At 43.3% G+C, this 14,275-nt stretch carries 12 protein-coding genes; 2 read left to right on the top strand and 10 right to left on the bottom strand.

The window, feature by feature from the left end; all coding sequences use genetic code 11:
- Positions 1 to 5: 5 nt before the first annotated feature.
- Entirely contained in the window at positions 6 to 692 is a 687-nt protein-coding gene (locus V7077_RS06005; protein ID WP_335499358.1) for a diphthine--ammonia ligase, read from the bottom strand.
- 297 nt (positions 693 to 989) lie between these two features.
- Between V7077_RS06005 and V7077_RS06000 the strand changes: the two genes are divergently transcribed.
- Positions 990 to 1,811, top strand: a complete 822-nt coding sequence (locus V7077_RS06000; RefSeq protein WP_335499357.1) for a Cof-type HAD-IIB family hydrolase — start codon at positions 990 to 992, stop codon at positions 1,809 to 1,811.
- Between the two features lie 124 nt (positions 1,812 to 1,935).
- The gene (locus V7077_RS05995) at positions 1,936 to 2,691 is read left to right on the top strand and encodes a hypothetical protein (protein ID WP_335499355.1); all 756 of its coding nucleotides are present in this window, start codon (positions 1,936 to 1,938) and stop codon (positions 2,689 to 2,691) included.
- 68 nt (positions 2,692 to 2,759) lie between these two features.
- On the opposite strand, the gene V7077_RS05990 is transcribed toward V7077_RS05995, so the two are convergent.
- The 9 genes from V7077_RS05990 to V7077_RS05950 all read right to left on the bottom strand — a co-directional run bounded on the left by V7077_RS05990 (position 2,760) and on the right by V7077_RS05950 (position 14,005).
- Positions 2,760 to 3,695: a manganese-dependent inorganic pyrophosphatase gene (locus V7077_RS05990; RefSeq protein WP_335499354.1), complete on the bottom strand. Its 936-nt coding sequence runs from the start codon at positions 3,693 to 3,695 to the stop codon at positions 2,760 to 2,762.
- A gap of 159 nt (positions 3,696 to 3,854) precedes the next feature.
- A complete protein-coding gene (locus V7077_RS05985; RefSeq protein ID WP_335499353.1) occupies positions 3,855 to 5,063 on the bottom strand; it encodes an iron-containing alcohol dehydrogenase in 1,209 nt (402 codons plus the stop codon).
- A 19-nt stretch (positions 5,064 to 5,082) separates the two neighbouring features.
- Positions 5,083 to 6,606: an aldehyde dehydrogenase family protein gene (locus V7077_RS05980; protein ID WP_335499351.1), complete on the bottom strand. Its 1,524-nt coding sequence runs from the start codon at positions 6,604 to 6,606 to the stop codon at positions 5,083 to 5,085.
- Positions 6,607 to 6,954: 348 nt separating this feature from the next.
- On the bottom strand, positions 6,955 to 7,848 hold the full coding sequence (locus V7077_RS05975) for a R2-like ligand-binding oxidase (protein ID WP_335499348.1): 894 nt from the start codon (positions 7,846 to 7,848) through the stop codon (positions 6,955 to 6,957).
- Positions 7,849 to 7,873: 25 nt separating this feature from the next.
- Positions 7,874 to 9,391 (bottom strand): long-chain-fatty-acid--CoA ligase, encoded by a 1,518-nt coding sequence (locus tag V7077_RS05970; protein WP_335499347.1) that lies wholly within the window; start codon positions 9,389 to 9,391, stop codon positions 7,874 to 7,876.
- A 34-nt stretch (positions 9,392 to 9,425) separates the two neighbouring features.
- On the bottom strand, positions 9,426 to 10,370 hold the full coding sequence (locus V7077_RS05965) for an MBL fold metallo-hydrolase (protein WP_335499345.1): 945 nt from the start codon (positions 10,368 to 10,370) through the stop codon (positions 9,426 to 9,428).
- A 101-nt stretch (positions 10,371 to 10,471) separates the two neighbouring features.
- Positions 10,472 to 12,139 (bottom strand): long-chain fatty acid--CoA ligase, encoded by a 1,668-nt coding sequence (locus V7077_RS05960; protein ID WP_335499341.1) that lies wholly within the window; start codon positions 12,137 to 12,139, stop codon positions 10,472 to 10,474.
- An 18-nt stretch (positions 12,140 to 12,157) separates the two neighbouring features.
- On the bottom strand, positions 12,158 to 12,739 hold the full coding sequence (locus V7077_RS05955; protein WP_335499339.1) for a TetR/AcrR family transcriptional regulator: 582 nt from the start codon (positions 12,737 to 12,739) through the stop codon (positions 12,158 to 12,160).
- Positions 12,740 to 12,835: 96 nt separating this feature from the next.
- Entirely contained in the window at positions 12,836 to 14,005 is a 1,170-nt protein-coding gene (locus V7077_RS05950) for a thiolase family protein (RefSeq protein WP_335499337.1), read from the bottom strand.
- Positions 14,006 to 14,275: the final 270 nt, after the last annotated feature.

Below are 14,275 nucleotides of genomic sequence, written 5' to 3'. Positions count from 1 at the left end.
CTGCTTCATTCTTTACTAGGAATTAAATCGGTAAAACAGAACCTCATTTGACCAGTATAGATATCGTTCGAAAACTTTTTCTCGCCCAATTCAAATTGTACAGGTTCCTTGAATATGGGACCATCAAAAACAAACGTATGAAATTCCCCGTTTTCACCACAAGGATCTACCTCACCTGGCAGCTCCTCTAAAAATGGTTGCGTGATTTCCCTGCCAGAAAAACTTTCGGGTAATTGAGTCAAGTCGACACAGGTGGTAATTGTTCGATAGCCCAGCGAAAGAAAACGTTGAATCAATTCCGAGGTGTCAATCCCCCATAAAGGAAATAACGGTGTAATCCCTAGAGGCTTTAACATTTCTTCCCGATACTTGCGCACATCCTCAAGAAATAAGTCGCCAAATGCGATGTGGTCAATCCCTAATTCCTTCATGGCATTCATTTCTCTCAGCATAATTGCGCCATATTCCTCATTTGAGCACTGTTCGGGGATTCTGATTTTTATCAAAGGAAGACCGATAGACTCCACTTGAGCCTCTAGCAATTCTTCTCTTACACCATGAATACTAGTCCGATTAAATCCATCGGTGACCGTTGAAAATAAAAGTTTAACCTCATATTCGGTTGAATTCAATAGTTCATGTAAAGCCAAAGTTGAATCCTTACCACTAAAAGAAACAGCTGTTTTTTTCATCTATTCCCCTCCTAATGGTATGTTAACAGACTTTTCATTTCTTTTGTGCAATTAAATCTAGAAACTTTATACATCTTTTTCATATAGTTTTTGTTGTTTTAAACTACTTAACCTTCCGATTACAAATCGCACATTTATTTTTAAAAAAGTTAAAAATAAAATCTTCTGATCACCTTCATTTTCGGTTTTATTCTATTTTATTTGTCGTTTAGCTAATTGGATTCATTTGTAATAAGTTTTTTTCCTAGAATTATAGTAAGATGGGATAAGAACCTAACTAGAGAAAGGAACAGAAATATGTCCTATAAAATGATCGTACTAGATTTAGATGATACCCTGCTGCAAGACGACCACACCATTTCCCCTCGTACAAAACAGTCACTAATGGATGCCCAAAAGGCAGGAGTTAAGGTTGTACTAGCTTCTGGGCGCCCGACGTCTGCCATGTATGAGATTGCTGATGAACTAGAATTGAAAAAATACGGGAGCTTCATCCTTTCCTTTAATGGTGCAAAAATTACGAACTGCCAAACAGGTGAAGAGCTTTTCAGCAGCACACTATCAGCCGAAACTGCGCACCGCTTATATCATTTAAGCCGTCGTGAAGATGTGTTTATTCACACCTATGTTGGTGATTTGATCGTTACCGAGGCAGGAAATCAATATACCAATATTGAAGCAGAAATTACAGGCTTAGATGTGATTGAGGTTGATAGTTTTGTTGAGTCGGTCAATGAGCCCGTTGTTAAAGTATTAATGGTGGATGATCCTGATAAACTTGTTGAAGTCGAGAAAAAGCTTCAGCAAGAATTAGCTGAGGAACTCAGTGTGATGCGTTCGAAGCCATTCTTTTTGGAATTTACGGAAAAAGGGGTTACAAAAGGCACTAGCTTAAATCAGTTAATTGGACAACTTGGTATTACGCGTGAAGAAGTGATTGCCATCGGTGACAGCTACAACGATTTAGCGATGATTGAGTTCGCTGGACTCGGTGTTGCCATGGGTAATGCCCCGCAAGATATTAAGGATCAAGCCAATTATGTTACTGACACAAATATGAATGATGGTGTAGCAAAGGTTGTAGAGAAATTTGTTTTGAATACGCCCGTCACTGTTTGATTCTAAACGCTTGGATATTCCAAGCGTTTTTTTGTTTATCATGTTCCCTAGCCCAATCATGTCCCCAGAATCAATCTCTTTGCATAAACTATCACAATCAAACAAATAAAAGGCGGAGAGAGGTATGGGACTATTCATTAATAAAAAGGAACATCCGAATTTATTCAAAAATAACAATCAATTGCAGGAATCAAATCAAGTGGAAGCGAGGCAAGATTTCCTTTCTGAACTGATAAAGGAGCAGCAAAAGGCGAATACAGCTCTGAACCAGGCATTATCGGAGCTTCAAATCCGATACAAGGAACAAACAGATGCTCAGAATACCCAATGGAAACAGGTAGATTATCAGCTAAGCAACTTAGAGAATAGCACGTTTAGACAGCAAAAATTCGAAAACGAAATGGTCACCAATTTACATTCCCTGCATGAAAAGAATGTGCATTTAGAGGCTATGATTGAAAAAGAAACACATTTAAGGGAATCCCTGTCTGGTCAAATCAATCAAATTAGTAAGACTTGTGACAGTATTGCCGAACGTTTAGAAAAGAATGAAGACACTCAGCTGCAGCTTGCCCAACAAATGCAAGAACAACTTGAGATGCAAAAACAGGCTGCCGAAAAGCTAACAAAACAAGAAGAGATTCATGAAGGAATACTAGGGCGGATTGATCAGCAGGATGCATTATTAGATAAACTAGCCCGTCAAGTAAACCATATCCGTTCCATTTTATTTGAACGAACTAATTATCTGGCAGGAAAAATAGAGGACGGCTATAAGCTTACCTCATCCTATGTCTACAAATTAATGACTGGCTCCGAACAGCCGCTGACATTTTTCTTGAAAAATCAAAAGAAAGAAGAGACGCAGGAGGTTGAATAAGTTAAGCTTCGAACCACAGCAAAAAAACCGGCCATGCTATGCATGAACGGTTTTACTATTGCACTCTTTTAGATACCTTGATTAAAAATATCAGTTAATACCGGTACAATTTGTTTTTTACGTGATACAACACCCTTTAGAGTCGCTGTATTATTTTCTAGTGAAACATTGTAGGCTTTTTCAACTGCAGCCGTTTTGCTTCCAATCGCTAACCCAACAGAATCATTTGTTAAGATATCTGTAACAACAAACAAGAATAAATCTAGATTCTTTTCTGCAACAATGTTGGAAATGGCCGCTTCTAATTCAGCTTGACGTTCTAGGACATCAGCAGTGTCCACCACGTTCACTTGCGCAATTTCAACTTTGCTTGAACCCATCTCAAATTCTTTAGCATCAAGGCTTAAAAGGTCAGCAATCGATTTATCACGAACGTCCGCGCCTGCTTTTAACATTTCCAAACCATATGTTTCAGCGTCTACACCAGCAATTGCCGCTAATTCCTTTGCTGCTGCGACATCTTCCGGTGTGCAAGTTGGTGATTTGAACAATAAAGAGTCGGAAATGATCGCTGAAAGCATAAGACCAGCGATTTCTTTCTTAATTTCTTTACCGTTTTCTTTGTACATTTTATTTAAAATGGTTGCGGTACAGCCAACAGGCTCGCAACGGTAGTATAAAGGATCGCTTGTTTCAAAGTTAGCGATACGGTGGTGGTCAATAACCTCTAATACACGAACATCGGCAATATCATTTGCACTTTGCTGGCGCTCGTTGTGATCAACCAAGATAACCGCATTTACTTCAGAAGCAACTGCTTCCACTAAGCGGGGAACTTCAGCGTTGAAGGTTGTAAGCGCAAATTGTGTTTCGCCATTGATTTGACCAAGACGAACTGGTTCGGCGTCTATGCCTAATTGTTTTTTCAAATCCGCATAGGCAATTGCCGAACAGATTGTATCGGTATCTGGGTTTTTATGACCGAAAATAAGGACTTTTTCCATTTTACTACTCCTACTCATTAAAAATTTTATGTAAATCAATCCATAACTAAAAAGGACCCTATTGCAAATTATATATCAAGATGTATATGGATACAAAGCAAAAACTACAAAAAGAAACAAAGGTATTCTAAACAGAGTACCTTTGTTTCTGGTCATTCCTTATTTTACCGTTACAGGGACAACCCTCTGTCCAATAGCAGAAATTAATTCAGGCGGCATTGGGAAGCTAAGCGCGGCAGGATCCTTCATGACAGCCGGGATTGTTGCGGCCAAGGCCTCTTCACTAATATTGTACTGCTTAAAGTCTGCCGGCAACCCAACGCGTTGCTGCAGCCATCTAATTTTATCAATCACGTTAGCAAGTATGGTTTGCGGTGTTTCATCCTTCACACCGACATCCAACGCCTGAGCGAGTTCGGCAGCCTTTGGTAAGTATAGCTGCGGAACGAGTTCCATGACCACCGGTAAAAAGACGGCATTGGCTAACCCGTGTGGGATACGGAACAAGGCACCATAGGCATGAGCCATATTATGAACTGGAATTGCATTAAGAGCAAAACTAAACGCGGTAATTCCCATTAGACTTGCCTGCAGCAAATCCATTCGGGCACCTACATTGCTGCCGTCATCTACCGCCACCGGAAGATTTTTTTCAATGAGACGGATGGCATGCAGGGCATTGGCATCCGTTAGACCTGTTGCCGTCGGCGAAGCTAATGCTTCAATCGCATGTGTTAACGCATCAAATCCGGTAAAGGCCGTAATGAGCGGCGGAAGACCCACAGTTAAATCCGGATCCAATATAGCCATATCCGCATTGATAAACGGATTAATAATGTTCGTCTTCATTTGAATGTCTTCATTAAAAATAACGGCAATCGGTGAAACTTCCGACCCGGTTCCCGCTGTTGTCGGGATCGCAATATGCGGGATAGGAATGTGGTTTGCTTTCGGAAATTGCTCATATAATAAGCCGCCGGGAATAGCTACTTTTATATCCGATAAGCCTTTATGAAGGGCATATTTAACCCCTTTTACTGTATCTAATACACTGCCGCCGCCCACAGCTAGTAAACTATCTGCGCCGACTTCCTTGGCATAGCGGACCGCATCATTGATACAGCGGCTCTCTGCATCCTGGGCGATGTCCAAATACGTTCCAACAAGCTGAGGGCCAGATCCATGGCCAGTCAATTCAAAAATCGAGGCCACTTTTCCCACAATTCCTGCCTTTTCCAAACCGCGGTCACTTAAGAGGAGAACTCGCTTAGCTCCAAGGCCGGCAAATAAACTTGGCACCATTGCCCGTGAATTTGATCCGCTGTAAATACCAGTACGTAACATAAACTGTGATAGAGTTGTTTTCATAATCTTTTTCACCTCTTCATTAGTTTTGGCCAAACAGAATCCCATACCAGTTGCGTCTATCCAATTCAGGTGACATGGAAGTATGAACATGCTTAACTTGTGTATAGGCATCCAATGAATGCTTGCCCAACTCCCGGCCGATGCCGCTTTGCTTATACCCGCCAAACGGGGCATCACTGCGGAGCATATGCCAGTCGTTAATCCAGACAACACCCGCTTGAAGTTTCCTAGCAACCTGATAGGCTTTATTCACATCGCGAGTCCAAACACCGGCGGCTAATCCGTAAATCGTATCATTTGCCATTTGAATGGCTTCATCTAGGTCTGAATATCGAATCACACATAGGACTGGCCCGAAGATCTCCTCCTGAGCAATTTTCATATCATTGGTGACATTGGTAAAAATCGTCGGCTCGATAAAGTGTCCTTGCTCACAGCCTGGAACGGTGACATCCTTACCGCCGCATACAAGTGTTGCCCCTTCTTGCTTACCAGACTCAATATAAGAGAGAATCGTTTCTTTTTGTTTTTTGGAAATCACTGGACCGACATCTGTTGCCGGGTCGAGAGGATTGCCTAGTTTTAGTTTGCCGGCGAGGGCAACAAGTCCGGCAACCACTTGATCATAGAGTTTATCGGGTACAAATAAACGTGTACCAGATTCACACAGCTGACCGGAGTGAAGGAATACACCGAAAAGGCTTCCTGGCAGCGCAATATTCAGGTCCGCGTCCTCCAAAAGGATATTGGGCGATTTTCCGCCAAGCTCCAAGGTTGTGTTTTTAATCGTGCCGGCGGCTAGCCCCATTATTCTCCTGCCGATCTCTGTTGAGCCAGTAAAGGCTACCTTATCGACTTGCGGATGGTTGACTAAGGCTTCTCCTACTTCTGCACCCCCTCCAGTTACCACATTTATGACACCTGGCGGGACTACTTCCGAGATAATCTCTGCTAACTTTAATGTGGAAAGCGGGGTGTAACTGGCTGGCTTGATGACGATCGTATTTCCCATCGCGAGCGCAGGCGCAATTTTCCATGTTGCGATGACCATTGGGAGGTTCCATGGAGTAATTGCCGCACATACGCCGATGGGTTCACGCCAAATGAAGTTATGTGCAGGTCCCGGGAATGGCGGAACCGGCAGCGTTTCTGAGAAGGAATATTCCACTGTAAAGTTGGCCAGTGTCTGAAACAAGTCGACCATTTGTAAAATATCGCTATTACCAATTCGCCGTACTGTCCCGCCTGAACTGATTGCTTCCAAGTATGCTAGTTCCTGAGCATGCTCGGCGATTTTATAAGAAATGGCATATAGTACTTTGGCGCGTTCCTTTGGATTCATGGTTTTCCAACCGCCCTTGTCAAAAGCGGCACGGGCAGCCTTGACGGCAATGTCCACATCCTTTTCAGTCCCTTTTGCTACTTTTGCCACAAGTTCTCCGGTTGCGGGATTGTACACCTCAAAGGTTTCCCCGCCGCTCGATTGCTCCCACTTTCCATTGATAAAGTGGGGAAATGTTTGTACGTCTACATTCACTGTCATGATTTTTTCCTCCTCTGCTATACTTTGATTTTAATAGCGATTCCTTTAGGACATGAGAATCTTTTGGCACAATTGAAGTTTTTTTGACCGAAGCTACCCCCTGTGACCACTAAATGGGCATAATAATCATTTTTTTTGACCGTCGATGCCCTCTGCCTTTTCCCAACGGGCACAATTATTTCTTTTTTTGACCGTCAAATAGCTTTTTCTTCCTAATACAGGCAAAATTATTTCTTTTTGTAACCGTCAACTGGCTTTTTCTCCCTTAAACAGGGAAAATTATTTTTTTGTGACCGTCAATGAGTTTTTTCTTCCTCAAACGGGCAAAATCACCCTATCTAATGCATCCTACAACACACCTAACTCACTATCTGTATATCTATAAATCTCTTCGATTTTCTTGCCTTTTGCCCTTGCTAAAATTTCCATTCGAACAGATAACTGTTTGAGCGTAAAATTCATCACGTCATCAGGATTGCCCCCGAATGCACTAACCTCCCTTCCTGCAATGCCCTCCTGATTGAGCCGAATGGCTAATGGGGTCAGTTCCCCCATTTTGGCGGCAACAAAATCAAATAGATGCGGGTGTTCACAAATCAAACGCTGCAACAGGAATGTGCCATAGCCGATATGGCGCGACTCATCCTTCTTTAAATTTCCAATCCCTTCTAAAAGCCCCGGCATAATCCCAGCCGTTTCAAGAGCCGCATAAAAGGAAAAGTAGCCAGTTTCCGCCAAGACCCCTTCCACAAACATGTTATAGACCACAGATGCTTCAGCAATGGCCTCTGGGGATTGATCGGTCACAAGGCGGCCCATCGCTGCTGGCAGAATTTCATAGAAAATCTTTTGATAGGTTTCCGTATGAAAATGGGACAAATCCCCCTTCTCGCCAATTGCATTCAAGACCAACCGGAAGAACTCCGTGTGTTTTGCTTCCTCGTACAAAAAGGTGGTCAAAAACATTTCTTCCTCCAGCCGGCCTTCTTTGGCAATCGCCATCATTAGTGGCAGTAAGTCTAATGTAACAGCCTCCTCACCCGCTTGAAATTGAGAAATTAAGCGGAGGATATCCTCTTGCTGTTCAACTGTCATCGCCTTCCAATCCTTTTGGTCCTGAGTAAAATCGATATCTGCCGGATTCCATGTTCCCAGCCGTTTTGCTTTTTGATATAGACGATAAGGGAATGAATCTTCCAGCAATCCCCTTGTGCTTGTCGTTAAAATCGTTCTTTTTTCCATCGTAAAATCTCCTCTCATTTAGGTATTAACGAATCACACTATCCGAAGCCGTTTTGCGCAGATGGGTCTTTAATATTTTACCGACCCCATTCCGCGGCAGTGCCTCTAGGAAAATAACTCTTCGCGGTGTTTTGTTTTTTGCCAGGTGATCTTGACAAAAACGAATTAACTCCTCTTCCGTTACCTCGTTAAAGGGTTGCTTTACAACACAAGCGACCAATTCTTCCCCCATTCGTTCATCAGGAACTCCGACAACAGCGGCTTCAAACACAGCTGGATGCCCATTTAAGATTTCTTCGACATCACGCGGATAGACATTAAAACCGCCGCGAATAATCAAATCTTTTTTCCGGTCAACGATATACACGTAGCCTTCATCATCAACCCGGGCCATGTCCCCCGTAAATAACCAGGAATCTTTTAACACCCGGTCGGTTTCCTCCTGATTCTGATAGTAACCAGGTGTAACATTGTCACCACGGACGAATAATTCACCGACCTCGCCAACTGGAACCTCCACCCCGTTTTCATCGGTAATTTTGATGTCGACTCCAGGGATCGGCACACCGACAGAACCTGGTTTAACCTCAATATGTTTACTGTGAGCGGTAACAACCGGTGCGGCTTCTGACAGTCCATAACCCTCAAGAACCTTGGCACTAAACTTTTGTTGGAAGGCATTCAAAAGGGCAACCGGCAGCGGTGCCGATCCCGACCCTACTGATTCCAGACTTGAAGTATCATAGTCATCTGCATTCGGGAAGGAAACCATCGCATGTATCATCGCGGGCACAGCCGAAAAGGTCCGGACGCGATAGCTCTCAATCGCTTTAAAAACCTCTTTGACATCAAAGCTGGAAAAAACAACAATCGCACTGCCGGTAAAGTAACAGACATTTGAAACCGTTAATCCATAAACGTGGGCAAGCGGCAGGACGCCCAAGGTGGTGCCCCGCTCTGTCTCATTGTGCTTCGCGGAATTTAGCGCATTGGAATATAAATTTTTATGGGTTAACAAGACTCCCTTCGGATTTCCCGTTGTCCCTGACGTGTATAAGATGACAGCTGTATCGTCAACGTTTCCGTCATCCACTACATCGGACTCGGCTTGGTTCATACAATCGTAAAAGTTTGTTAGATTCTCATTTGATGGGAGATCGGTTATAATGACGGCCGGTCTTTCAGGCAAAGTTTCTACTGATTTTTCAACATTTTGAAGGACATAGGATGAGGTTATGATTGCTTTCGCTCCAGAGTTTCTGGAAATATAATGAAGTTCTTTTGGATGAAGGGTAAACATCACAGGTACGATAATGGCCCCCGCTCTCGTTACCCCCTGATAGGCAAAGAGGACTTCCGGGCAGTTCGGCATACAAATCATGACTCGGTCACCTTTTGCAATGCCCATTCTCCGCAGGCCGGCAGCAAACTGGTCTGCATATCGTTTGGTTTCTAGATTGGTATAGGTTCTCTCCTTGAAAAATAAGAATGGATATTCTCCAAAATCCGCTATGTTGGTTTCAAGCAGATCCTTTAGCTTCACGGAATCCTCTCCCTTAGTAGAATGAAGAATCTCTCTAAATAGCAAAATACTCTATGATCGATCCGTTTTGTCCAATGCTGACCTTATGTCTCACTTCCAATAAATCTAAATGGCCTTGTATTTGCGACAACCCTAAAAAGATCATTTTTCCTTTTAGATGCGGGTACATCACTGTGCAAATTTCAAAAATACTTTTTCTTGTATTTGCGATAATTTTTAAAATCTGCTCACAGCGTTTTTCCTGCTCTTGCATTCTTGTTTGAATTAAATCAATGTGATTCGTAAAGGACTCGCCATGACCAGGGTATATGGTTCCCAGTGGAAGCCGGCTGATTTTTTCAAGCGAGTTTCGGTATTGTAATAACGGCTTGGGCCGCTCTTCTTCGTCGGACGATGGTGGTTCAATAAAGGCGTTGACAGAAAATGCCTTGATTAAATGGTCACCCGCAAAGACATCCCCCGTTTCAGAATTCCAAAATAAAAGGTCGGATTGACTATGACCCGGAACATCAATCACTTCGAACGGTTCGCCCCCGATTGAAATGGATTCTCCTTCGTTTAGAAAATAAACATTTCTCCAGTTTTCCTCCTTATATCTGCGCTGAACGATGTGGTTGGCGGGATCGGCCCCGCATGATAGTAGAAACAGCTGAAAAAACTGTTGATCTCTATTAAACTTTTGGATACCAGTATTGATTGATCCTTTTGCCTGTTCATGAACAAAAATCGGAATATCCGCTTCCTCTTGAATGGAAGGAATGCCGCCCACATGATCAATATGGATGTGGGTCAGGATAATCTTGTCTAGGTCCTTAAAGGTAACACCATGTTTATGTAGTTTTGTCTTGAGTTGTTTAAACGACTCTCGGCCAGGATTCCCTGTATCGATTAAAGTCACCTTTTCGCCCGCCGCCAAAAAGGCATTAACGGTTCCTTCGGCAAAGTCAGTTTCTAATACAAGGGGGATAATTTCCAACAAGTAACAGCCCCTTCCTTCTTCTTAAATTGTGCAGCTAATCCTTTGTCGAAGAGAGCTTTCGGGTGAGGAGGTCCGAACGGGTAATCTCCTCATAATTCATGTTAATTTTGCGCTTTTACTTTTTCTTCTTCTTGAAGGGTGCGCCATAATATTTTTCCGCTCGGGGTCATCGGAAATTGCTTTCTAAATTCAATCTGTCTTGGATATTTATAGGCCGCCATATGCTGTTTCGCCCATTCTATTATTTCATCCTCACTGATTTTCCCTTGATAGCCTTCATTTAAAATCACGAACGCTTTTACGGTTTCGCCTCTTCGTGCATCAGGAACTCCGACTACACAAGCCTGTTGAATGGCAGGATGTTTATAAAGGTAGGATTCTACCTCGGTTGGCCATACTTTAAATCCAGAGGCATTAATCATCCGTTTTACCCGGTCGACCATAAAGAAATAGCCTTCGTCATCATATCGGCCAATATCACCTGTTCTAAAAAACATTTTTCCATCGATTTCTATAAATGAACTTCTATTTTCATCATCGCGGTTATAATAACCGACCATGACCTGTGGGCCGTTAACTATAATTTCGCCGATCTCGCCAACACCCAGTTCTTTGCCTGTTGTTGGTTCGATGATTCTAGCATCCACATCAAAGGAAGGAATTCCAAGGCATTGCATTTTGGGCCGATCTGGTGGGTTGAAATGGGTCTGGGCAATGGTTTCCGATAATCCATACCCTTCTACGAACCGCAATCCGGAGAGGTTAAATAATTTTTCACCCACTGCTTCCGGCAAGGCAGCTCCCCCGCCTGAAATCGAGGTCAACGATGCAATGTCTTCCTTTTTCAAATTCGGATTGGCTAGAAAATCGACAATCATGGTCGCAATTGTCACCCAATGGGTACAGCCTAAATTTTTAATCAGATCTACGGCCGTTTCACGATTCCATCTCGTTAAAATGACCGTCGTACTTCCACTAAAAATAGGCATATGCATACTATGGACCATTCCTGTTACATGGAAGAGCGGCAGTGACATTAGGTGAACAGCATTTGTCGTCGCAGCTGACCAATGAAAAGCCCCCACCGTGTTGGCATTCACCGTTCGGTTTGTATGCATACATCCCTTAGGCAGACCGGTTGTTCCAGAAGTGTATGGCAGACAGGCCAGATCGTCCCCCTTAGCTGTATGTTCGGAAGGTATCAGCCCTGCAGCAATGGCCTGATTCCATAGGTAGTGTCCATCCTGAGTAAAGTTAAACCTTGCAGCCTCCACTTCTTTTGGAAGTATGCCATCAAATGCTTCGCCGGCATAATCGGAATAGGCAGCAATCACCAAATTTTCTAAGGTGGTTTTTCCAAGGAGCGGACTGATACGATCATATAATTCTTGGCCTGCAAGCGCCGTCTTAATCTCGCAATCTCGCACATAAAATTCGAGTTCGTCTGTCACCAGCATTGGATTAATTGGCACCACAACCGCATTGGCCCGGAGGATGGCATAATAACCAATCACAAATTGCGGAGAGTTTTGCATGAAGAGCAATACCTTATCCCCTGTTTGGACACCTAACTTGTGTTCTAAGTATCCGGCCAGTGCATTAACCTCTTCATCGAGCTGCTCGTAAGTTATTTTATTACCATAGTAAAAAATGGCATTCTGGTCCGGGTAACGCTCCGCGCTAACTTTGAGGTTGTCATACAGGGAAGTGGACGGAACTTTTAAAGATTTAGAGATTTTAGGCCAAAATGGATAGTGAAGGGTAACCATTAACATCTCTCCTAACAATTAATTGTAAACGCTATCAATATTAGAAATACCATTGAGGATCATATGGACAAAGATGTCGACAATCTTTTCCTCGGACACCTCACCATCTGGGTTATACCAGTAATAACTCCAGTTGGTAATCCCGAGTATTCCCATTGTTAAGATATCCGAAGGCAATCCAGATTTGAATTCGCCCTGCTTCATTCCATCTTCAATTAATTTTTGCATATTTTTTCGAAACTGATTTCGTTTATCTTTGATTTCTTCTAAGTAAGGTCCACTTAAATGGCGCATTTCTCTTGTAAAGATCCTGGCACTTTGCCGCTCGGTTCTTATATTTCGAATTAAAAGCGTCACAATCTTATACAGCTTATTTGTAAAGGTTGTTTGCAGGTTTTTAATGATTTTTTCCTGCTGTTGGACAAGTTCCTCAATATAGATCAGATGAATGTCCTTCAGCAGCTCTTCCTTACTGTTAAAATAATAATAAAAAGTCCCCTTCGTCACCCCCAATAATTGAACAATATCCTGCACAGATGTTGACTTAAATCCATTTTGATCAAACAACTGGATCCCTGTTTCTATTAATTTATGTTTCATAGGATTGTTCCTTTCGGTTATGCGCCGGGTGGAACCAGCCGGACTCCCCGGCCAGCGCTACGGATGACTTTTGCTCCTATCGATTTTTGGAAGAGACTATTCGCGTTCAATGATTGTGGCGATTCCCTGTCCACCTCCGATACAAGCGGTAATTAAGGCATATCGGCCTCGGGAACGCTGCAGCTCATAGACGGCTTTGGTAACCAGAATAGCACCAGTTGCCCCAAGCGGGTGTCCATGGGCAATCGCTCCGCCGTTGACATTAACCTTTGCAAGATCCATTTCTAATTCTCGGTTACAGGCCAAAACCTGTGCGGCAAAGGCCTCATTGATTTCGATTAGGTCTATCTGATCTAAGGTAAGACCTGATTTTTTTATGACTTTTCTCACGGCCGGGACCGGTCCAATCCCCATGATATTTGGGTCTACTCCAGCTACTGCATAGTCACGGATCACGGCCAGCGGTGTAAGCTTTAATTCTTCTGCTTTTTCCCTCGACATGATGACTAGCGCCGCCGCCGCATCATTTAGGCCAGAGCTGTTGCCAGCTGTCACGGTTCCACCTTTTAAAAAGGCAGGTTGCAGCTTTTCAAGGGCTTCTAAGGTTGTTTGCGGTCTTGGATGTTCATCTGTTTGAAAAATAAGCGGCTCTCCCTTTTTGGTTGGAATCGCGATTGGAACAATTTGCTCATCGAATCGTCCCTCAACCATTGCACGAGCCATCCGCTGTTGGCTTTGATAGGCGAATTCATCTTGTTCTTTTCTGGTAATGCCGTATTTTTCAACGAGGTTTTCCGCGGTAATTCCCATTGGAGGATCACCGATTTCTTTTGGTGACAGCTGTGATTTTCGAAAGCTCGGCGGCATCGGACTGTAAGGTTTTTCAGGACGGTCTAGCAAATATGGTGCCCTGCTCATGCTTTCAGTTCCTCCGGCAATATAGACATCCCCGTCGCCGGCACGAATGGCCTGCGCAGCAAGATTAATAGCGTTAATTCCAGAACCGCATTGCCTATCTATCGTTAATCCTGGCAGATCGATGGATAGTCCTGTTTGTAAGGCTGTTAATCTAGCAATATTACCTCCACCCGAGAGGACATTGCCAAAAATAACATCGTCGATGATTTCCGGGTTTATGTTTGCTCTTTTTACCGCTTCCTTGATGGCTTCTGCTCCAAGGATATGGGGTGGCACACTTGCCAAAGCACTGCCTTGGCGGCCAATCGCTGTCCGGACCGCGGAAACGATGACTGCGTCTCTTTTCATTGTGTGGTATCCTCCCTTTTTTAAGTAGTTTGACCGAGTTTTTTTATTTAGGTAGCTTCTAAGAGACCTCCAGATACCTTTTTCTATCTATCTTTTTTATGTGTTTGTTTCTCGCAAGTTGATTTATGTTATTCGCACATTAAAGTTGTGTATCCGCAAGTGAGCGCCGTCCATCCGCAAATTAAAGCGGCCTAGAGGCAAGTTAGATGATCGTATCAGCAAGTTAGAGACACTCATCCGCAAATAGGAGGCTGTTTCGCAAGTTGGCTA

Source organism: Neobacillus vireti (assembly GCF_036962465.1).
In the GTDB taxonomy this organism is placed as follows: Bacteria; Bacillota; Bacilli; order Bacillales; family Cytobacillaceae; genus Neobacillus; species Neobacillus vireti_B.
The sequence above is the reverse complement of the archived record's forward strand: the minus strand, read 5'-3'. Positions and strand labels throughout refer to the sequence as shown.

Bases quoted from the DNA above. Each gene is read 5' to 3' on its own strand.
- V7077_RS06005 (WP_335499358.1), bottom strand. From the start codon at position 692: ATGAAAAAAACAGCTGTTTCTTTTAGTGGTAAGGATTCAACTTTGGCT.
- V7077_RS06000 (WP_335499357.1), top strand. From the start codon at position 990: ATGTCCTATAAAATGATCGTACTAGATTTAGATGATACCCTGCTGCAA.
- V7077_RS05995 (WP_335499355.1), top strand. From the start codon at position 1,936: ATGGGACTATTCATTAATAAAAAGGAACATCCGAATTTATTCAAAAAT.
- V7077_RS05990 (WP_335499354.1), bottom strand. From the start codon at position 3,695: ATGGAAAAAGTCCTTATTTTCGGTCATAAAAACCCAGATACCGATACA.
- V7077_RS05985 (WP_335499353.1), bottom strand. From the start codon at position 5,063: ATGAAAACAACTCTATCACAGTTTATGTTACGTACTGGTATTTACAGC.
- V7077_RS05980 (WP_335499351.1), bottom strand. From the start codon at position 6,606: ATGACAGTGAATGTAGACGTACAAACATTTCCCCACTTTATCAATGGA.
- V7077_RS05975 (WP_335499348.1), bottom strand. From the start codon at position 7,848: ATGGAAAAAAGAACGATTTTAACGACAAGCACAAGGGGATTGCTGGAA.
- V7077_RS05960 (WP_335499341.1), bottom strand. From the start codon at position 12,139: ATGGTTACCCTTCACTATCCATTTTGGCCTAAAATCTCTAAATCTTTA.
- V7077_RS05955 (WP_335499339.1), bottom strand. From the start codon at position 12,739: ATGAAACATAAATTAATAGAAACAGGGATCCAGTTGTTTGATCAAAAT.
- V7077_RS05950 (WP_335499337.1), bottom strand. From the start codon at position 14,005: ATGAAAAGAGACGCAGTCATCGTTTCCGCGGTCCGGACAGCGATTGGC.